Genomic DNA, 19,226 nt, shown 5'->3' with positions numbered 1-19,226 from the left:
CCCCTGTAGTCGCCCGCCTGCTCACGCCGGGCTTGGCGCTGCCCCCAATTTCGGCGGCTTCTCGTCACGCCCTTCTTTAAGGTTTTGCGGATCGCGCCCGGTGTAGGGTTTCGGAGTGATCTCTGGGCGTTTGCGGCGGGCTGTCGCCGTATCGCCCATTAGTTCAAGGAAGGCATCATAATCAATCGTCTCCACCTCCAAAAGGCGTTGGGCGACGATCTCCAGTTTTTCCCGATGGTCGCTCAGGAGCGTCAGGGCGCGGCGGTACGCCTCATCGACAATGAGTTTCACTTCCTCGTCAATGATTTGGGCAACCTGTTCGCTGTAATCGCGCTGTTCCGAAATTTCACGTCCGAGGAAGATCATTTCCTCTTTCTGCCCAAAAATCATCGGACCCAAGCGCTCGCTCATCCCGAAACGGGTGACCATCGCCCGTGCATAGCGGGTGACGGTGGCAAGATCGCTGCCGTTTCCCCCGCCCGCACCAGTGGTAATCTCCCCAAAAACGGTTTCCTCCGCCGCCCGCCCGCCAAGCGCCTGCACAATGGCATCCTTGATCCGCGAGCGGCTTTCGGGCCCAAAATCATCTTCGGGCATCGAGAGTACCGATCCACCCGACATGCCGCGTGGGACAATCGTGATTTTGCGCACCGGATCGCAGTTCGGCAGCAAATGTCCGGCAACGGCGTGACCCGCCTCGTGGTAGGCAACCAGCCGCCGCTGTTCTTCGGTAATCACCCGACTTTTGCGTTCAGGACCCAAAATGACGCGGTAAATTGCCTCCTCACAATCGCGCATGGCGACGGATTTCTTGTTCTTCCGGGCGGCAAGGATTGCCGCCTCATTGACAAGGTTTTCGAGGTCAGCACCAACAAAACCCGGCGTCGTTCGCGCAAGGACATTCAGATCAACGTCGGACGCCAGCGGTTTCCCCCGTGTGTGGACGCGCAGGATCGCTTCGCGCCCTTTCATATCGGGGCGATCTAGGATTACGCGGCGGTCAAAGCGTCCGGGGCGCATGAGGGCGGGGTCAAGAATATCTGGGCGGTTTGTGGCGGCGACGACGATTACGTTTGTGTCCGTATCGAAGCCGTCCATCTCCACCAAAATTTGGTTTAACGTCTGCTCGCGCTCATCGTGGCTGCCGCCCAAGCCCGCCCCGCGATGCCGCCCTACGGCGTCAATTTCATCGACAAACACAATACAGGGGCTGTGGCGCTTTGCCTGATCAAAGAGATCGCGGACGCGAGAGGCACCCACCCCCACAAACATCTCAACGAACTCTGAGCCGCTGATGCTGAAAAACGGTACACCCGCTTCGCCAGCTACCGCTTTGGCAAGGAGTGTCTTGCCCGTGCCCGGGCTGCCACTCAACAGAACGCCTTTGGGGATGCGTGCGCCAAGCTGGATAAATTTTTCTGGCTCTCTGAGAAACTCCACAACCTCACGGAGTTCTTCCTTTGCTTCGTCTGCTCCGGCAACATCATCAAAGGTGATGGTGGGACGATCTCCAGTGAACAGGCGAGCGCGGCTTTTCCCAAAGGACATCGCTTGGTTATTCGATCCCTGTGCCTGCCGCAGCATGAAGAAGAAAAAGCCTGCGATCAGCAAAAAGGGCAAAATGGACATGACGATTTGGAAAAAGGGAAGGAGATCGCTTGGCGCAGAAACGAATAGCGGGAGTGTTTCTAGCTCCGGTTGGGCAACCCCTAAGGTCTTCAACTGCTCCACAAGGGAGGAGCCGCTCTCTTTTCGGCTGAGAGCGATGGTCTGATTGGCATAGGTGACGCGCACGCTGTTTTCACTCACCTCAATGGCGGTGATGCGCGGTGTACCATTCCGTATCTGAAGTGCCAACTCGCTTAATTTCAGTTCTGTCGTCGGTTGGCTGCTGCTGCGCAAGCTTAAGAACAAAAAGATCACGGCAACCGCAATAACACTGTAGAGAATGAAATTACGGAAACGCGGGTTGTTCACCGAATTCATAAAGTCCGTTCCAATCCACCTACCATGTATGAAGGCAACCCTGAGGGGGAGATCGTTTCTATTCCGCTATTTTACCATAGCCGCTCACTGGCACTGTGTTCGGTTGTGTTGACGTTTTTATTCCCGCCCCCCATTCCCCACTGGCAGGGAACGGGGAGATTGGGCGACAGGATAGGCGACCCTGTTGAGATTCAGCGCTGCCCATTGCATGTCTGGGGCGACCATAACCCCAGATCGTCGCGCTGTGCCGTTCTTTGGGCAGCTTTGAACTGTGCCTGATATTGGTAGGGGTTGCTCCGATCATAGGTGTATTCATAAGCGTACCCCTCAGCGATCATTTGCAGATTGAACAGACTGCCATCCTCCAACCAGATGAAGCGCAGCAGCCGCCCATATTGATCTACCGTGTCTGCTTTGGGGTCGGTTTCAAGGTAGACGGTCAGTCGGGCTGGCAAAAGTTCTTTGGCGCGATTCGCCGCCTCTTTGCCGAAACACTCCACCGGACGATTTTCGGCAACCGATTCCGGCGTGTTGATCCCAAGCACGCGCACCCGCTCATCACGCCCATTAAGGGTGATAACCATCGTATCCCCATCGACAACGCGCACAAGAGTCCCCTTCACCAACTTTGTTTTGGCAGGCATCGTGGGGTAGTTAATCGTGGTATCGGCAGGGGTAGCAGCTTCTGCTCTTGGACTGACCGTGTTTGTTGGGGGGATAGTGCGCTGTGTCGCGGTTGGGCGGGGCGTGTTCGTCGGTTGGGCGGGGCGTCGCGTCGCGGTATAGGTGGGCGTCCATGATGGCGGCAAGGCGACGATCCGCGTGGCTGGTACGTTTGTGGCAGTGTTGGCAGCGGACAAAGGCGATGTGGGAGATGGGGCGTGGGGCGTGGGGGATGTTGGTGTGGCAGATGTACAACCCGCCAATACACCGATCAGCAAAAGAATAATGATGCCGCCTAAGCGTGTTTCCACGTTTTTTCGAGGCGGTTCGCTGTTATTGGTATTGGGTGTCGATGTTCCTTGCGGGGCTTCACGGTGGGGCGGAGTCCACGAGGGGGTTCGCCGCCGCTTAAAGAGGTTTTTTCCCGCCCGGACGAAAAGACTGCGAAAGAAATCTCGAAGGGGGCTCACACGTTCTCCGTTTCTTGAGCAAGGATGACAACACGGCAGCGTTCGCAGCGACCATAAAGCTCCAACAAATGCCCATCAATGCGGCAGCCATAGCGCATCTCAAGGTTTTCAATGAGCGACATAAGCCCGCAGTCCTCAAACTCAATGCGGACGCCGCAGTTGGTACAGATGATGTGATGGTGGTGTCCGCTTGGCATGAGCATATAATGGACAGTGCTGCCGCCCTGCACCGTCGTCCAAATGATGCCCAATTTAATCATCAAATCAAGCGTGCGAAAGACGCTCGCCCGCCCGATGGACGGATCGCGTTCGGTGACGCGGGTGAGCAGTTCAGCCGCCGTAATATCGCCTTCGGATGCTTCTAAAATCTCCAGAATCGTCAGCCGAGGGATAGTCATTTTATATCCAGCGCGGCGTAGCGCGGCAACAGCGGGTGATTCAAAACTAGCCATGTGCGCCGTCCATTCCATTCACATTCATGATGCTATTTTACCACTCTCGAAAAATAGTGATGGATGCCGTAGTTACAATGCCCCCTCGCTTTTATTCCCTTGCCGATTTTCGCTTTTCTCCAATTCTGATATACACTTAACTCTCACAACCTTGTTCGTGAATCTTGTGCGCATCGTTGGGGAACTCATTCGGGGATGATCATGATTGTTCGTAACCCACGCTTCACGCGCCGTCCGTTGGCTCTCACGCTGGTTATAGCGCTCATGGCGCTCATGGTTTTGCCAGCTTGCTCCACCACACCCTCAAAAATCATCACGATTGGGATCGTGAACTTTGCGCCCGTCCTCGATACGGTGGTCAATGGCTTTAAAGAAGGCATGGCTGATCTCGGCTGGCGCGAAGGCGTGAACATCCGCTATCTTTACGAAGGTGACTTGGGCGGTGTGCGTGATAAAGTGACCCCCGCCATCCAAGCCTACCTTGACCAGAACGTTGATCTTCTCCTTGCTATCAGCACACCCGTTGCCCAAGACGCGAAAGTACTTTTTGAAAAATCCGAATACAAAAAACGCCAATTTGTCTTTTCCAGCGTCCTTGACCCCATCTTTGCCAAGATTGTGACCGAAGAAGAAATCGTTCGCCGCGAGGGGAACTTCACGGGGATTCGGCATGGTGTGAACGAGCCAAAACGGATGGAATGGTTCTTGCGCCTTGCCCCAGAGATCAAAACCGTTTATGTCCCCTTTAACCCCAATGATGCCGCAGCAGTAATCAATTTGCAGGTGGTTAAAGAGATTGCCGCTAAGTTTGGGGTCAGCGTGATTGAACGCGAGACTCCTGATGCGGCTGCCGTTCGTCAGGCGATTGATGAAATTCCTACCGATATTCCCGGCTTGGGGCTTGTCCTTTTGGCAGATAACGTCGTCGCCTCTCAGTTGAATTACTTCACGGCAGTGGCGCTCCAACGAAAATTACCGCTCTCTGTGCCAAACGGACCCCAAGTGCCGGCGGGAGGGCTGCTTGCCTATGGTTTTGATTTTACGGCGATTGGGCGACAATCGGCACGCTTGGTCGATCAGGTTTTGAAGGGCGTTGCTCCGGGCGACCTTCCCATTGAAACGGCGGAGTTCTTCCTGACGATTAACCAATGGGTTGCCAACCAAATTGGCTTGCCTATTTCCGATGCCATTTTGCGCCAGGCAGATCGGGTGATCTATACCGCACCAGCCCCAACGGCAACGCCTATCCCACCAACACCCTCCAACGAAGCCACCGCCGAACCGACCAATGCACCAATCAGCGCACCGACGACGGTACCCACTGGTGAGCCAACCACACCCCCAACGGAGATACCTCCAACGGAGTTGCCCACCAGTGAGCCAACACCAGAGCCAACAACGCCTGCAACGGCGACACCAGCGAGTTTCTAAGGGAGGGTAACGCCCGTGCGAACCAGCAGTATCCGCCGCCGTCTAACGCTTGCTTTCATCCTTGTGGCTGCTGTGCCGCTCCTTTTGGTCGGCGTCGTGTTGACCTTGCGCAGCTTCAATGTTCTTCTTGAGCAAGCCACATTTTTTGAGACCACCGTTGCACAGCGTGTGTCTACCGAAGTAACCGCCTTCATCAAGCGCATGGAAGGGGAGTTGAAAACGGTGGCAAACACGCTCCCCGGCAATTCCTTATCTCGCCAGCGCGATATGCTCTCGCTGCTGCCTTCGTTTCCCGAAACCTTTGAGGAAATTGCCCTCCTAGATCGGGAAGGGGTTGAACAACTCCGCCTGACGCGCTTGGATGTGGTTGCCCCCTCCGATTTGAAAAATTGGGCGGATAACGATGCTTTCACCATCCCGAAAACGCTCAAACAAACCTACTACGGGACGGTTGAAACGGATCCCCTCAGTGGCGAGCCATCGATGCTTATCAGCGTGCCGATTCCGAATGTGCGCAGCGGCATTGTGGATCAGGTCTTGATCGGGCGGATTCGCTTCAAGCCGATTTGGGACTTGTTGGGGAATATCTCGCTCAACACGGGAGAGAGCGTCTACATCACCGATTCGACAGACCGCGTGATTGCTCATCGCAACCCTTCTGTGGCGCTGCGCCGTCCGCTGTTTCCCATCCCTAGCGCAACGGGCATTACACGAGGGTTGGATAACCTCAACGTGGTTCTTGCCACAAATACAATTCGCTTTGGCGATGCCTCTTTAGCAGAGGGAGAAAACCCAGACACAGGCAATGGCAAGCCTGCTATCCCTAGTGGCGTTCAGATTTTCAATGTGATTGCCGAGCGTAATTCCGCCAACGCCCTTGATCTGTTGATCCAAACGGCGATTATCACCGGTATCCTTTTGATCGTCGCCCTTCTCATCGCCACCACACAAGGTATTCTTGCGGCGCGGCGTATCACGCAGCCAATCCAAGACCTTGCCCAAGTGGCGCAGGAACTCACCGAAAAATCGGAATCCTTTGACCCCAAGCGCCTTCACGAGGCGGCTGAACGCACCGATGAAATCGGGCAGTTTGCCCGCGTGTTCCAGACAATGGGGCAGCAAGTGGTGATCCGTGAGACGACCCTGAAGAAACAGGTCATGGCGCTCAAAATTGAGATTGACGAGCAAAAGAAGCAGGCGAGCATCAAGGAAATTGTCGATACGGAATATTTCAAGGATTTGGAAAGCAAAGCCGCCAGCATCCGGGCGGCACGGAAAAACCGTACCAGCAGCCTTGCTACCGATACACCCGCCACACCCGCCACAGGCGAACAGACAACAGAAAAAAAAGAGTAATCTTCCAGATTGCCTCAAGCCTGTTTCAGCGAACGATCCCAATTGGGATCGTTCGCTGTTTTTTAGGCTGTGCTGACGTTTTGGTTCAGAACCGCTATCCCCCCGGTTACTGCGCAGCAGCAGCCTTTTCCTGTCTACGGGGAAAGGGGGAGAGATTCCCTCTCTTTGTTTATAGGGTGGAGGTTAGGGTTTCCAAGCCCCGAAGGGGTGGCTATTCATAGCCCGCCGCTTGAGCGGTAGAGATACTTACGGCATGTCGTCCGTGCGCGGTTCAAAGAGATTGCCCGTGACAACATAGATGATCCGCTCGCAGATGTTACAGACACGATCGGCAAAACGCTCCACATTGTGCGACACCCATAGAAGCATCGTCGCCATCTCCACTGTTGTTGGGTTATCGATCATCGTCTTGATCAACATCGCGTAGACATGCTCGTGGAGGGCGTCAATGGCGTTATCGCTGCGGACGATCTGCCGCGCAAGGGGCGCATCGTGGTTGCCCAATGCCAACATCGCGCTGCGCAGGTTTGTCGTTGCAAGGGTTGTCATGTCTTTGAATTCTGGAATGTTGATCACCACTGCCTCAGGGTTCATCCGCAAAACGAGGCGGGCGATTCCAGCCGCATGGTCACCCATCCGCTCTAGATTGGTGGCAATGCTCACCGCCCCAACAATCCGCCGCATGTCGCCGGAGTTTGGCTGCTGCAAAGCGAGCAGCGTGTAGGAACGCTCCTCTATCTCATAGCGAAGGGTGTTCAAGGCGGCGTCAAATTCATGAACGCGCTGGGCGATGATCATGTCCATCGTGTAAAGGGCTTTGATCGCCTCTACAAGTTGTGTCTCTACCAATTCCGCAAGGCGCAGCAGGTCGGTTTCCAACATCTTCAGTTGACGGTCAAAAGCAGTACGAACGGTTGTCATGGCGTGTCCTCCTCGTGGCTGCTTTCGCAGTGGTTGCATTAAATGATTTAACCTGTATTTTACATTCTCTTAAACTTAAGAGAAGATTCAATTATGTGACCGTTCAATTAAAAAGTGGTCATAAAGCATCCTCTCCGCGCTGTTTACAGGCAGAGAAAGGGGGTATTTCCTTTCCCTGTCTGAAGGGAACAATGAAGGGGGAAAGGTTCTCCCGTTACCCGCGATCATCTTGTAATGAGGCAGATTGTGATCACTGCCGACCACCGCGCTATAATCAAACCTTGATCCATGCGCAAAGCGGAAACATCCATGTCCGACCTGCTTCTCGGAAAAAAACTAGGCGATTATCAAATTCAGCGGCTGCTCGGCAAGGGCGGTATGGCGCGGGTGTACGTTGGCTTTGATGAGCGCCTTCAACGTCACGCTGCGGTCAAGGTGATCAACAGCGATCTGATGGTTGCCGACAAAGGCGAATATGCCGAACGCTTCCGGCGGGAGGCGCGTGCCATTGCCCGCCTAAACCATCCTAACATTGTTGGCGTCTACCAATTTGGCGATTACGAGACGCTCTACTACATGGCAATGGCGTTTATCGAAGGGCGTGATCTGCGTCAAATCCTGCGCGAGAACAGCGATAGGGGAACACGAATGCCTTACCGCGATATTCTCAATATCGTTCAGGGTATTGGAGCAGCCCTTGATTACGCACACAGTCGGGGGGTAATCCACCGCGACATCAAGCCCTCGAATATCATGCTTGATGCCGACAACCGTCCCGTCCTAACGGATTTTGGTTTGGCGTTGGCACAATGGGAAGGGACACTTGGGGATACCTTTGGTACGGCGCATTATATTGCCCCAGAACAGGCGGTTTCCTCAGCAAAAGCTGTCCCCCAGAGTGATCTGTACTCGCTCGGCATTTGCACCTACGAGATGCTTACTGGAAAAGTTCCCTTTGACGACCCCTCGGCAATGAGTGTCGCGCTCAAACACCTGAACGACGCCCCGCCGCCCCTGCGTACCTATGTCCCCGATATTCCTCCGGCGGTGGAAGGGGTGATCCTCAAGGCGATTGAAAAAGACGCAGCCCGCCGCTTTGCCAATGGGGTGGAGATGGCAGACGCCCTCGCCGTCGCTATGGCGCATCACATTACCGATAGTCGCCCATCACGGCGCTCTGTTCTCTTTAATGATTTGAAACTAAGCGAGTCGCAAATGCGCCGTTTGGGGATTCTGTCCCCAACAAGTGCGAGCAATGCGCCCACCTCCGGCGCTAGTGCGCCACGCCCACCCATCCCTATGGAAGGGTATTCGTCCAACGCCCCTACCAGTGAGGTGAAGGCAGCAAAAACAGACGCGCCCTCTCTGCGCCGCGAGACTCTACCGGTTGCCAGTGCTGGTGCCAAACGAAGCCGCCGTCCGTTGATCCTTGCTGCTTTGCTCCTTGTCGGTCTTTTGGCTGGCGGGTTGTTTGTCTTCCTCAATCGCGGCGGCACAGACAGCCCTATCCCAACGGCAGTTGCCGGACTTGGGGGAACGGGAACGCCCACCACGCCTGAAGGAACAGCAGAATCAACCCCCAACCCGACGGGCGAGGGGACAATCGCTGTGATCGTGGAAACGCCGCCGACCTCTGCTACCGCCGATGTGGCAACCGAAATTTCTACCCAAGCAACGGGCGAAGCGACAGGGACGGCAGCCGCCACTACCAAACCGACACAAGAGTCGACGAATCAGGCAACAGAGGTCGTCACAGGGAGCGCCCCAACGGTGGATACGGCACTGGTTACAGTAGTGACGAATGTACCCACCAACCGCGCATCGCCCACCGCCACCCAAACGATTACCCAGACACGCCCGCCGCCCGCCACAAACACGCCACGCCGGACGCCCACACCCACCGCCAGCCCCACTGCCAGCGCTACGGTCACCTTAGGACCAACGCCTTCGGTGAATACGGCGGCGCAAGGCGATCTGCTCCTGATCTACAACTACCTTCAATTAAACGTGATCAACACCAGTGGGCGAACACTCGATATTTCCAAACTCGTCTTCCGGCAAGGTATGCGAGGGTTTGAGGCAAGCGTTTGGGGGCGCTTTGCCGAGTTTCCCCCCGAAGCCCTGCCCGACAAGGTGTGTTTTCAGGTAGGGCGCTTGGATCGTCCACGTGGGCTGCCCTTTGATGAGTGTGAACGGCTTTCTGGGTTTCGGCTGACCTCAGATCCCGGGTGGTTCTGGCTGAGGGAAAACCGCTCCATAGAAACCTTCGCCGTCTATCAGGGGGACATTCAGGTAGCGACCTGTGAGGTTGGCACGACAGCAGACGATACACTTCGGCGCTGTGTGATTACCCTTCCCTAATGCCGCCGTGCGGAGGGTTTGGCAAGCGTCCTTTCATGCGATGGTGGTGAATCTATCATGATGAGTAAGTGAGACAGCAGACGATCATGGCACATGTATCTGGTGTATCCGGGCAGCAGCCCAACCCCACCGACCAAACGCGCCAACTGAAAATGTTGGTTGAGATTGCTCGTCTGCTTTCGACGCTTGATTTGGATCAGGTTTTAAAAACAATCATTGAATTGACGACAGAGACAGTCAACGCAGCGCAAGGCAGTTTTTTTCTGATTGATGAAACGGGACGACGCTTGCAGCGGTTCATCCCGGCACGCCCTATTGACCCGGAAAAAATGGAGGCGGTGTCGGGAAAGATTTTGGAGAGTGGGCTTGCTAGTTGGGTCATTGCTAATCGTGTCTCTGCTCGTATCGATGACACAGCAAACGATCCGCGCTGGCAAATTTTAGATCGTGAAGCCGAATTAAAACGTGTTCGCTCAGCTATATGTGTTCCGTTTTTTGTGGCAGGGCAGCTGCGCGGGGTGGTGACCCTAGAACACCCCAACCCCGCCCATTTTACCGAGGATGACTTGCAGCTTGTGCAAGCGGCAGCAAACCAAGCAGCAAATGTCCTCCGCAACGCCCAACTCTTTGACAAAGTGACCCAACAGCAGCGGCAGTTGGAGGCAGTTCTTAACAGCATCTCCGATATACTTCTGGTCATTGATGGCGACTGGCGTTTGAAGATGGTCAACCCTGAGGCGCTGGCGTTCATCGGCGCTCCCTCAGACTTGATTCAAGACCGCCGCCTGTTCGAGATCAGCGGGTTAGGCAAACCCATTTTCGAGAACATCTATGCCAAACTCTCAGCCGAGGCGCGGCGCGGCGAAAGCATCACCTTTGAAGCCCGTGACGAACTGAGCAAGCGCGATTTCGCCATTCACGCTGCCCCGCTGAACCTGACCGATCCTAAACAGGATGGGTATGTCATTGCCCTCCACGATATTTCCTCGCTAAAAGACCTAAACCGCCTTAAAAATCACATGATTGAACTGGCGACACACGATCTAAAAAACCCCATCGGCGTGGTGAAGGGCTATCTGACCGTGATTAAAGAAGATGCCGAGGCGGGCGTTATCCCCGATGGAGCATTTTTAGAGAACATGGAGAAGGCGATCAGCCGGATGGAAGGGCTGGTGGCAAATCTGCTCGATATTCAGCGGGCAGAGAGCAGTTCTCCCTTGCGGCGCGAATTGATTGATCCCCTGCACCTTGTAGAAGTCGTTCTCGATGATATGGCGCCAACAGCCGATCACATGAATCAGACAATCGTCCGCGATATTCAAGCGAACTTAAACCCCATTTCGGGTGATTTTGACCGCCTTCGAGAGGTGATGAACAACCTCCTCGAAAATGCAATCAAGTACACCCCACCGGGCGGCACAATCACGGTCAAAGTGTTTAGCGAGGGGCGACGCTTTGCCTTCCACGTTGTCGATACGGGGTATGGCATCCCCGAAGACAAAAAAGCGTTCATCTTTACCCCGCACTTCCGCGCCCTTCAGTCGGGAACGGAACATATTCCCGGCACGGGCGTTGGCTTAAGCCTCGTCAAAGAGATGGTCGAACGGCATGGTGGGCAGGTTTGGTTTGTGAGTAAAGAGGGTGAGGGCAGCACCTTTGGGTTCTGGCTGCCGCTCTTAACAGAATGATCATCGAAAGGCGATGATCAGACGCCCCCGCTGTGGTACAATGGGGCAACTACTGGCAAAGACACTGAGCGATACTGGGCTTTTCGCCCCTACTGAGGCGCTTTATGGCATACACCCTAGAACAAGTTCAACAGATGCGCGATGCAAAACTTCGCGGCGCGTTGGGCGCTCTTGCCCCTATCTGGCTCGTCAAGGAGGAGTTTCGCCCTCGTGAGGATGCCCTGATCTTCCACCTTGTCTACAACGACCAATCCTATGGGTGGATGAACCGCGCTTACAAATACGATGCCTTTAACAACGTCCTTTACCACATGGGCTGGCATTTGGTCAGCGAGGACGATGCCGTAGCCATTCAAGACCTTCCCCCTCACATTGAGGGCGACGTTGCCAGCCATGTCCCCAACGCCCCCGCGTTCCGTGCGGGCAGCGCGGCGGGGCGTCCGCGCTAAGGAGAGCCACCACCCATGAGTCGTGTGATCAACCCCGATAGTGTCGGGAAAGAGCGTAACCAACTCATGCGCACCGCCGCCGAACTGCTGCGGCGCCTGAGCCAAAAAACGGAGATTGATGACGAGGCGAAGGATATGGTCGCCGCCCTTGTCTATTGTTTTCGGGGCATTGAGGATGGCATTGAAGCCTCCATGGTGGCGTGGGAAAAACGGAACTATTGGAACAAGGTGGAGCAGTTTCGCAATGAGTGGATTTGGGTAGGGAGCGCCAGCGCCCGCCTGACGGAACTCATCCGTAACGGCGCATGGGACGCACTCCCCGCGCAGATGGTGACTCTTTTGCCCCGCTTCGCCAGCATCAGCATTAGCAAATTCACACGGGATGCCTCCTCATGGCAGGGGGCATTTGCCAAGCTGACGGCAGAGACGCCTCCGGCAAAACCAACGTTGAAAGCATAGGACACTTCGCCATTCTTCGGTAGGCTGCCGCATATTCGGCATAGCCTACCGAGAGGGCAAACATCGCGGACAGCCTTACAACCCACCATTTGCCGCAACACCCTCTAGCCGGACGCACCAGAATTGAGTATCATTCTCCAACTTGAAGAAAGTTGGGGTCCTATGCGTGATCTTGTCTCTCTCGTTGAATACATCGCCAAAACCCTTGTCAGCCACCCCGAAGCGGTGGAGGTTGTGGAGATTCCCAAGCGCCACCTGACGGTGATCGAACTGCGTGTTGCCCCCGACGATATGGGGCGGGTGATTGGCAAAGAGGGGCGGGTGGCGAACGCCATTCGCACACTCATTCGCACTGCCACTGCCGATAGCGGCATGCGCTACGTCTTGGATATCACCTAAACCGTGCTTCCTCCAGCAAACGATTCCCCCTCACCTTCCTATCTCATCATTGGGCGGGTCTCCCGTCCGCATGGTGTGCGCGGCGATCTGCGTGTGCTTGCCCTCACGCCGGAGCCAGAACGCCTCCGCGAGATAGAAACAGTATTCGTCGGGCGTGACCCTGACAATCAGACGGCGCTCACCGCCTATACGATCACCCGCGCTCGCCCCGATACAAAAAACGAATGGCTGCTTCATCTTGTCGGAATCGACACCCGCGATGATGCCGAACGCTTTCGGGGGTGTTACCTTTTCCTTCCCCTCAGCGAAGCAGTCCCTTTAGCTGAGGATGAGGTTTATCTCTTTCAAATCATTGGGGCGGAGGTGCGCACCGAATCCGGCGAGGTTATCGGACATCTTGCCGATTACATGGAAACAGGCGCACACGGGATTTACGTCGTGCGTGGCGAGCGCTACGGCGAGGTCTTAATTCCCGATGTGGAAGGGTTTATCCGCGATATTCGCCCCACCGAAAAAATCATGATTGTGCGCTTGCTGCCCGGGCTGCTGCCCACCGATCCTGATGATCCCGACGAGACAGCTTAACGAGGTTAACGGCATCATGCGCTTACGCTGGATTGTGTTTGCACTACTGTTTATTTTCTATGTCGGAAGTGTGCCAGCGGCAGCCGAAGACCCTGTAGGGGCGACGGTAGCCACCCATTACACGTTCAGCCGACCCCTGCCCGCCTCTGCCAAACAAATTCCCGAATACCTTTACCCCTATGGATGGAATCGCGGCGGGACGCTGCTAACCCATCACGGAGCCGATATTGTCAACCCGCGTGGGACACCCGTCCTCGCCGTTGGGGAGGGGACGGTTTACTATGCAGGCGGGGACGCGGAGCGAATTTTCGGCACAAAGGGCAACTTTTACGGGAACGTGATCGTCATTGAGCATGATTTTGATGCGCCAGAGGGCGGCAAAGTCTATACCCTGTATGGACACCTGAACACGATTGATGTAGAGGGAGGCACGCGGGTGGCAGCGGGGCAGCAAATTGGGACGGTGGGCGCAAAAGGCGTGGCGCTTGGCAGCCATCTTCACCTTGAAGTGCGCGTGGGGAACCCCGATGATTACAATGCCGTGCGTAACCCGATGTTGTGGCTACAGCCCTTGCAAGGTTCAGGGACGTTGATCGCCCGAATGGTGAATGCCGATGGCACCCTTGCCACTGGCATACGGGTGACAATCACTACAGAGGACAGTGTACGCCCCACCTTTACCTATATTGAAGGCTTCAGTCAGGTCGATCCTGCCTATAACGAAAACCTTGTCCTAAGCGACCTTCCGGCGGGTTGTTATCGCCTTCGTGTCCGAGGGCGCTATGATGCTGTGTTCTGTATTCAGGCAGGCGAGGCAACCTTTGTTGAGGCGGTGTTGAACTAACGATGCGTCGTCGGCAATTTCTGATCGGGATGGTTTTCTTCGTCGTTACGTTTACAGTGCTTCGTGTGGTAGGGCGTTCCCTTGCCCAAGAGCCAACGGGAACACCAACAGGAACGGGGACGGCAGCCCCTACCTTGACCCCGACGATCACGCCTACGCCAACCATCGTCCCCACCGAAACGTCTACCCCCTCACCAACCCTTTCGGGGACGCCGCCAACGCCCGCCCCTCTCTTGGATCGTCTGAACGCTGAGACACTTCTTCCCTATGCCCTGCGCTTTTCTATTTTTCTCAGGACGACGCCACCCGCTCTAACAAAGATAGCCCTCCGCGTTTACAACGATGTCTACAGCCGCGATGTGCCGCTTGATCTGAACAAAGACCCTGTAGAGCTAACCTCAGGGCTGGTCTTAATCACGGGTATCATGCCGCTTGATTTGGCTGATCCCACCACACCACCTGTCTTTACCACTGTCAACTACACTTGGACAATCACAACGCGGGATGGGCGATCCCTTGTTGAGACACGCAGCCTGACCATCCAAGATGAGCGTCAGCCGGAAGGCGGCAGAGGCGTCTGGCGGCGGATAGGCGTGCCGCCATTGGAGATTTTTAGCCATAACCCGACACTCTCGCTGGAATTCATTCAAATCGCAGCCAACCGGACACTCTATCGCCTAAGCACCGATTTGGGCATACCCTCATCACTCAAGATAGCCCTCTATGACGCCGAGGCGCAGCTTTGCCAGCGCGATGCAGCGACGGGAGAAGCGTTTCTCGCCTCAACGATCATTGGCGGGGTGCGTTTCGCCTGTACCCCCAATGATGCCCTACAGTATTACAGGCAAAGTGGTTATACCGTCATTCGCCGTCCCGATAACAGCCTTCCTGCCACCCGTGATCGTGTGGCGGAGATTATCGCTGAGCGCGTTTTAGCCGATTACGTATCAGGTGTACCGCTGCCCCACTCAATCTCTGCGGGGGTTGTTGCCCTTTATGGCGCACGGACGCGCCCCCGCGATCTAGAGAGCGTTCGTGCAGCGCTGGCGGAAGGGCGCTGGCTCTCGCCAGAGGTGATGAATGCTCCACCGCCTGAAAACGCTGTGCAGCTTGCTCAATACAACGCCCAAGCCTATATTGGGATAGTTTATTTGGCAGATCGTTATGGGGCGCGGACTCCGCTTAATCTTGTGCGGTGGCTGGCAGCGGGGGGAAGCTATGATGATTTTTTGCGTCTGATTTTGAACACAGAGCCAGCCGCACTTGATGAGGCGGCGCAAGCATGGGTGAACACAGCCGCAGCGGAACGAGCAGTGAACTGGTCGCCCTTCTTACAGACAACTCCCACAGCCACCTCAACACTCACGCTCTATCCTAGCACCACCCCAACTTCTAGCGTCCCCTCTGCCACCCCAACGCGCATTCTCTCGCGCACGCCCGCGCAGGTGCTGCCCACACGTACCCTGACGCCGACAGTCACGCCGCTGCCGCCCGGAAGCCTGCGCCGGACGGTCACTGCCGAACCGGCGGATATTCCACCTCTCCCCCCCTCAAGCCAAAGCGAGGCTGCGCCGTTCAATGCCTTGTCGTGGTTTGTTCCAGTGGCTATTGTCGTGATTACCATCGTTGGGTTGTTCCTTGCCCTTCGGCGGCGGCGACTATAACGCGGGGCGCAGCATGTCATGCGCCCCTACCTCCCAACGTCTGCCTACCTCCCATCTACCTTTGCTGCTGTTCAAACCAATTGAGGGCGTAATCGGCAAGTTCTTCCCACCCCGCTTGCCCAATCCCGTAATGATTGCGGTTGGGAAATTCTTTGAAGGCTGTGACGGATGGTGAGGCGTTATAGGCGGCGAAATTCTTCCTGTTCGGCAACTCTTACAAGAAGGGCGGGCGTCGTTCGTTTGCCCTTTAGATCACCACCGCCTAGCCCATCGGTAAGTATATTGTGATAAGCGGGGCTATCAACCACTAAGGGGTCAATCTCCTTGAAAAATGCTGTAGGCACAGCAGCGGCAGGTTCTCCGAGGTGGGGAGAGCAGATCGGGGTGTGATCGTCCTCTTGGCGATCTCAGCCCGGCGCGAAAAACACCGGGCGAGATTAACGGCAATTGTGACCAGATACCAGCGATTACCTAGGGCATATTGTCCAGCTTTAGCACACCGCCAACAATGCCCGGTCCAAGTGGGATTGCCCCAAATGTGACATAAAAGGCGCCATCGGGAGATTTCGCTAAAGCAAACGGTGCAGGCAGCCCATCGGCAACAATCGTAGCCCCTGTGGCGTCCACTTTCACCACATTCCCCGCGCCGGGACCTTCCGCGCCAATGGTGAACAACTGAACAGCATAAAGGGTATCCCCATCAAGCAGTATGTCGGTCACACCGTCAAGTCCGCCAAACGTCTCAGCTAGTTTCCCACCTGACCAACGTTCGATCTTTGCGACGCCCGGGGCTTGCCCCGATCCAAAGAACCCAACATAGAGATCGCCATTCGCCGCAACTTCCACAGCCGTTGGGACAGAGTTATCGGCCCATGCAGCGACCACCGCCAAGCCTTTTTCTGCCGTCCACGAGAGAAGCGAATTCGCCCGCGCATCGGTAATATAGAGCGTTCCATCCGCACCCCAAGCAAGGTCACTGGGATTGCTTTCCGGCAAATTCCCATCGGGGTTGTTTGCTTGTTCAAAGGCAGAGAGGTTAATCACATGCTTTGGCTCAAGCGTGTTCATATCCATTTCTACAACAGACGCGCCCCAATACGTGCCGGGTCCCGTCCAATTGTAGAGTATCCACATTGAATCGCCCTTTGGGATGGCGCGATAGACTCCAAGCGTTTCTTGCGGTGTGGCGTAGCTAGGCAGTGCGGATAAGACAGGGAGAACCTCGCCCGCTGTGCTAAGGGCAAGGATGCGCCCGGTCAATCCGGCAGCAATGCTCATCATCACCGTTGGGTCTTCAAAACTGGGAACGCTAATTTCGGTGTCGCCACCATTTCCGGCATCCGTCACAACGAGCGTCCCATCATCAGCAAAGGCAAGCCCACGCGGAGAAACAAGATCGCTGAGTACCACGGTGCCGGGGAGAGGGGGGGCGTCTTGTGCGGCGGTGGGACGAAGGGGGCTAGAGAGTGCCGCTGCCAAAAGAAAAAGGATTAGGCTAAGTTTCATGGAAGAAATGAGGTGTTTCCTGTACATGGTCGTTCCTTTTTGCCATGTGGAGATTACCAAGAGACATTTTACTGTAGGTTAGGGGATGAAGCCACTTGAGTAGAGCGTATTTCAAAAACCCCTATCCCCCTACCCCCTTTCCGTTTATAGGGAGGGAGAAGGGGTGGCACTTTGAAATGACTTGCAGTTCGTACCGCCCCATTCTCAACGCGAGCGTCTAAACGAGATATTTATGATCCCTCTGGACGGATCACCTCTAAACCGCCGAGATAAGGGCGCAGCACATCTGGCACAACGACAGAACCATCCGCCTGTTGGTAATTTTCCAAAATAGCGATGATCACACGGGGGGCAGCCAACCCCGACCCATTCAGGGTATGGAGGTATTCCGACTTCCCCCCCGGTGTGGGGCGATATTTCAAGGCGCTGCGCCGCGCTTGATAGGCTTTCGCATTGGAACACGAGCTTACTTCTAGCCATTCATTGCAGCCAGGCGCCCACATCTCAAGATCAATCGTCCGCGACATGGCAAAGCCCATATCGCCCCCGCAGAGTTCCACTTTGCGGAAGGGAATCCCCAAAGAGCGGCACAAATCACTTGCCGCATTGATGATTCGTTCGTGTTCGGCGGCGCTTTCCTCTGGCGTACAGAGCGTGTACATCTCCACCTTTTGAAATTGGTGGACGCGCTTGATTCCGCGCACGTCACGACCAGCACTGGTCGCCTCTCGTCGCCAACAAGGAGTGTTCGCCATATAACGCAGGGGGAGTTGAGCCGCCTCCAACACCTCATCGCGGTGGACATTTGTCAAACCGATCTCTGCCGTCGGCAGAAGGTACAACCCGGCGTCTTGATCGGTATAGACCTCGTTTTTGAACTTCGGGAACTGCCCCGCCCCATAGAGCATGTCTTCTTTGACGAGGTAGGGCAGGTAAAACTCGGTGAACCCCCGCCCTCCGTGAAAATCAAGGAAGTAGTTCAACAGCGCCCGTTGCAGCCGGGCGCCCATCCCTTTTAGGATATAAAAGCGCGTCCCGCTCAGTTTGACGCCCCGCTCAAAGTCAATGATGTCGAGGGCAGGACCAATTTCCCAATGGGGTTTCGGCGTGAAATCGAACGTGCGAGGTGTCCCTTCCGCAGGGTGAATCACGTTATCATCACTGGTCACCCCTTCTGGCACAGCATCATCCAGAAAGTTGGGCAGCCATTGGAGGTGATCATGAAGATCGTGGTCGATCTTCTCCAATTGGCTGTTCAAGCCCTCTACCGCCTCTCCCATAACGCGCAGCGCATCCGAGAGGGCGCTCAGCCCGCCTTCTTTGTCGCCTTCGCCCGTTGTGGGTGGGTTGCTCAGCAGGTCAAGGGCGGCGCTGTAATCCCGCGCTGCAATGAGCATCGCTGCACGGCTGGCAGCCGCCCCCGCTGCGCCCGGCAATAAGGTTTTGTTCCCTCGAAACCGCCCAATCGCGGCATTCAGCTTTTTGCGTTCTGCTTGCATGGCTTCCGCCTGCTGAATGAGCGTCCGGCGGAGTTTATCAAGTTCAAGCAGGGGATCGATGCGGGCGAGTGCCGTCTCATCATGACGGCGGGCGATGTGCGCCTTCACCCAATCAGGTTTTTCGCGGATCAGGGCAAGGTCTATCATTGGTGTTTTTTCTCCGTCTTGCTCGTCTTGCTAGGGGTTGTCTCAGGTCTAACATCCGTCGTGGTGGGGCTGGCGGTCTTGGCAAAGGAGTCGAGCGACTGCCGATACCAGGGATCGCCATCGTTGGGAAAGCGCGCCCCCCGTTTGAAATCGGTGCGGAGGCGGCGGAGGGCAAAAAACGCCCCAACACCGATCAGGGCGATCACGATGAGATCAAAAAAAACAGGAGGGATGGTTTGCATGTGGTCTTATCCTTTGCCTTCAGTACGGCAAATTCGCTATCAAGAATGAAAAATCCCCCCGCCAAGAAAGGTCGGGGGGACTGAGTATCTTACACCATTCGCGC

Annotated in this window: 18 protein-coding genes; 10 read left to right on the top strand and 8 right to left on the bottom strand. The window is 55.6% G+C overall.

The features are described 5' to 3' along the window. Positions 1-21: 21 nt before the first annotated feature. The 3 genes from HS103_07630 to HS103_07620 all read right to left on the bottom strand — a co-directional run bounded on the left by HS103_07630 (position 22) and on the right by HS103_07620 (position 3,571). Positions 22-1,986: an ATP-dependent zinc metalloprotease FtsH gene (locus HS103_07630; protein MBE7512670.1), complete on the bottom strand. Its 1,965-nt coding sequence runs from the start codon at positions 1,984-1,986 to the stop codon at positions 22-24. Positions 1,987-2,177: 191 nt separating this feature from the next. After that, positions 2,178-3,119, bottom strand: coding sequence for a thermonuclease family protein (locus tag HS103_07625; protein MBE7512669.1), 942 nt, complete (start codon positions 3,117-3,119; stop codon positions 2,178-2,180). Continuing rightward, positions 3,116-3,571: a transcriptional repressor gene (locus HS103_07620; GenBank protein ID MBE7512668.1), complete on the bottom strand. Its 456-nt coding sequence runs from the start codon at positions 3,569-3,571 to the stop codon at positions 3,116-3,118. Before HS103_07620 ends, HS103_07625 begins: the two co-directional genes overlap by 4 nt. A gap of 201 nt (positions 3,572-3,772) precedes the next feature. Between HS103_07620 and HS103_07615 the strand changes: the two genes are divergently transcribed. After that, positions 3,773-5,002 (top strand): ABC transporter substrate-binding protein, encoded by a 1,230-nt coding sequence (locus HS103_07615; protein ID MBE7512667.1) that lies wholly within the window; start codon positions 3,773-3,775, stop codon positions 5,000-5,002. Positions 5,003-5,017: 15 nt separating this feature from the next. Then, positions 5,018-6,358: a HAMP domain-containing protein gene (locus tag HS103_07610; GenBank protein MBE7512666.1), complete on the top strand. Its 1,341-nt coding sequence runs from the start codon at positions 5,018-5,020 to the stop codon at positions 6,356-6,358. Between the two features lie 246 nt (positions 6,359-6,604). Here the strand turns inward: HS103_07610 and phoU are convergent, their stop codons facing one another. Beyond that, a complete protein-coding gene (gene phoU, locus HS103_07605; protein MBE7512665.1) occupies positions 6,605-7,279 on the bottom strand; it encodes a phosphate signaling complex protein PhoU in 675 nt (224 codons plus the stop codon). A 309-nt stretch (positions 7,280-7,588) separates the two neighbouring features. On the opposite strand from phoU, the gene HS103_07600 reads away from it, so the two are divergent. From HS103_07600 to HS103_07565, 8 genes are all read left to right on the top strand, one after another. Continuing rightward, positions 7,589-9,640, top strand: a complete 2,052-nt coding sequence (locus tag HS103_07600) for a protein kinase (GenBank protein MBE7512664.1) — start codon at positions 7,589-7,591, stop codon at positions 9,638-9,640. A gap of 86 nt (positions 9,641-9,726) precedes the next feature. Beyond that, positions 9,727-11,328: a GAF domain-containing protein gene (locus HS103_07595; protein MBE7512663.1), complete on the top strand. Its 1,602-nt coding sequence runs from the start codon at positions 9,727-9,729 to the stop codon at positions 11,326-11,328. A 104-nt stretch (positions 11,329-11,432) separates the two neighbouring features. Next, positions 11,433-11,777, top strand: coding sequence for a hypothetical protein (locus HS103_07590; protein ID MBE7512662.1), 345 nt, complete (start codon positions 11,433-11,435; stop codon positions 11,775-11,777). 15 nt (positions 11,778-11,792) lie between these two features. Next, entirely contained in the window at positions 11,793-12,236 is a 444-nt protein-coding gene (locus HS103_07585; protein ID MBE7512661.1) for a hypothetical protein, read from the top strand. Between the two features lie 162 nt (positions 12,237-12,398). After that, on the top strand, positions 12,399-12,635 hold the full coding sequence (locus tag HS103_07580; GenBank protein ID MBE7512660.1) for a KH domain-containing protein: 237 nt from the start codon (positions 12,399-12,401) through the stop codon (positions 12,633-12,635). Positions 12,636-12,638: 3 nt separating this feature from the next. Then, positions 12,639-13,220 carry a 16S rRNA processing protein RimM gene (gene rimM, locus HS103_07575; GenBank protein ID MBE7512659.1) on the top strand — a complete coding sequence of 194 codons (582 nt, stop codon included), beginning with the start codon at positions 12,639-12,641 and terminating at the stop codon, positions 13,218-13,220. 16 nt (positions 13,221-13,236) lie between these two features. Next, complete coding sequence (locus HS103_07570; protein ID MBE7512658.1) at positions 13,237-14,064, top strand: M23 family metallopeptidase; 828 nt, start codon at positions 13,237-13,239, stop codon at positions 14,062-14,064. Positions 14,065-14,066: 2 nt separating this feature from the next. Next, positions 14,067-15,728 (top strand): hypothetical protein, encoded by a 1,662-nt coding sequence (locus HS103_07565; protein ID MBE7512657.1) that lies wholly within the window; start codon positions 14,067-14,069, stop codon positions 15,726-15,728. Between the two features lie 55 nt (positions 15,729-15,783). Here HS103_07565 and HS103_07560 read toward each other — a convergent pair whose 3' ends face one another. From HS103_07560 to HS103_07545, 4 genes are all read right to left on the bottom strand, one after another. Next, positions 15,784-15,939, bottom strand: a complete 156-nt coding sequence (locus HS103_07560; GenBank protein ID MBE7512656.1) for a hypothetical protein — start codon at positions 15,937-15,939, stop codon at positions 15,784-15,786. Positions 15,940-16,199: 260 nt separating this feature from the next. Then, positions 16,200-17,261 carry a ScyD/ScyE family protein gene (locus HS103_07555; GenBank protein ID MBE7512655.1) on the bottom strand — a complete coding sequence of 354 codons (1,062 nt, stop codon included), beginning with the start codon at positions 17,259-17,261 and terminating at the stop codon, positions 16,200-16,202. 203 nt (positions 17,262-17,464) lie between these two features. Beyond that, positions 17,465-18,880, bottom strand: coding sequence for a serine--tRNA ligase (gene serS, locus HS103_07550; GenBank protein ID MBE7512654.1), 1,416 nt, complete (start codon positions 18,878-18,880; stop codon positions 17,465-17,467). Continuing rightward, entirely contained in the window at positions 18,877-19,122 is a 246-nt protein-coding gene (locus HS103_07545) for a hypothetical protein (protein ID MBE7512653.1), read from the bottom strand. Before HS103_07545 ends, serS begins: the two co-directional genes overlap by 4 nt. Positions 19,123-19,226 lie beyond the last annotated feature (104 nt).

Source organism: Anaerolineales bacterium, assembly GCA_015075625.1.
In the GTDB taxonomy this organism is placed as follows: domain Bacteria; phylum Chloroflexota; class Anaerolineae; order Aggregatilineales; family UBA2796; genus UBA2796.
Note: the sequence above shows the minus strand (reverse complement) of the source record. Positions and strands in the feature narration are given on the sequence as shown.

Coding starts and splice junctions, on each gene's coding strand:
- HS103_07585 (MBE7512661.1), top strand. CDS start 11,793: ATGAGTCGTGTGATCAACCCCGATAGTGTCGGGAAAGAGCGTAACCAA.
- serS (MBE7512654.1), bottom strand. CDS start 18,880: ATGATAGACCTTGCCCTGATCCGCGAAAAACCTGATTGGGTGAAGGCG.
- HS103_07565 (MBE7512657.1), top strand. CDS start 14,067: ATGCGTCGTCGGCAATTTCTGATCGGGATGGTTTTCTTCGTCGTTACG.
- HS103_07595 (MBE7512663.1), top strand. CDS start 9,727: ATGGCACATGTATCTGGTGTATCCGGGCAGCAGCCCAACCCCACCGAC.
- HS103_07630 (MBE7512670.1), bottom strand. CDS start 1,986: ATGAATTCGGTGAACAACCCGCGTTTCCGTAATTTCATTCTCTACAGT.
- HS103_07555 (MBE7512655.1), bottom strand. CDS start 17,261: ATGTACAGGAAACACCTCATTTCTTCCATGAAACTTAGCCTAATCCTT.
- HS103_07580 (MBE7512660.1), top strand. CDS start 12,399: ATGCGTGATCTTGTCTCTCTCGTTGAATACATCGCCAAAACCCTTGTC.
- HS103_07545 (MBE7512653.1), bottom strand. CDS start 19,122: ATGCAAACCATCCCTCCTGTTTTTTTTGATCTCATCGTGATCGCCCTG.
- HS103_07620 (MBE7512668.1), bottom strand. CDS start 3,571: ATGGCTAGTTTTGAATCACCCGCTGTTGCCGCGCTACGCCGCGCTGGA.
- HS103_07600 (MBE7512664.1), top strand. CDS start 7,589: ATGTCCGACCTGCTTCTCGGAAAAAAACTAGGCGATTATCAAATTCAG.
- phoU (MBE7512665.1), bottom strand. CDS start 7,279: ATGACAACCGTTCGTACTGCTTTTGACCGTCAACTGAAGATGTTGGAA.
- HS103_07590 (MBE7512662.1), top strand. CDS start 11,433: ATGGCATACACCCTAGAACAAGTTCAACAGATGCGCGATGCAAAACTT.
- HS103_07570 (MBE7512658.1), top strand. CDS start 13,237: ATGCGCTTACGCTGGATTGTGTTTGCACTACTGTTTATTTTCTATGTC.
- HS103_07615 (MBE7512667.1), top strand. CDS start 3,773: ATGATTGTTCGTAACCCACGCTTCACGCGCCGTCCGTTGGCTCTCACG.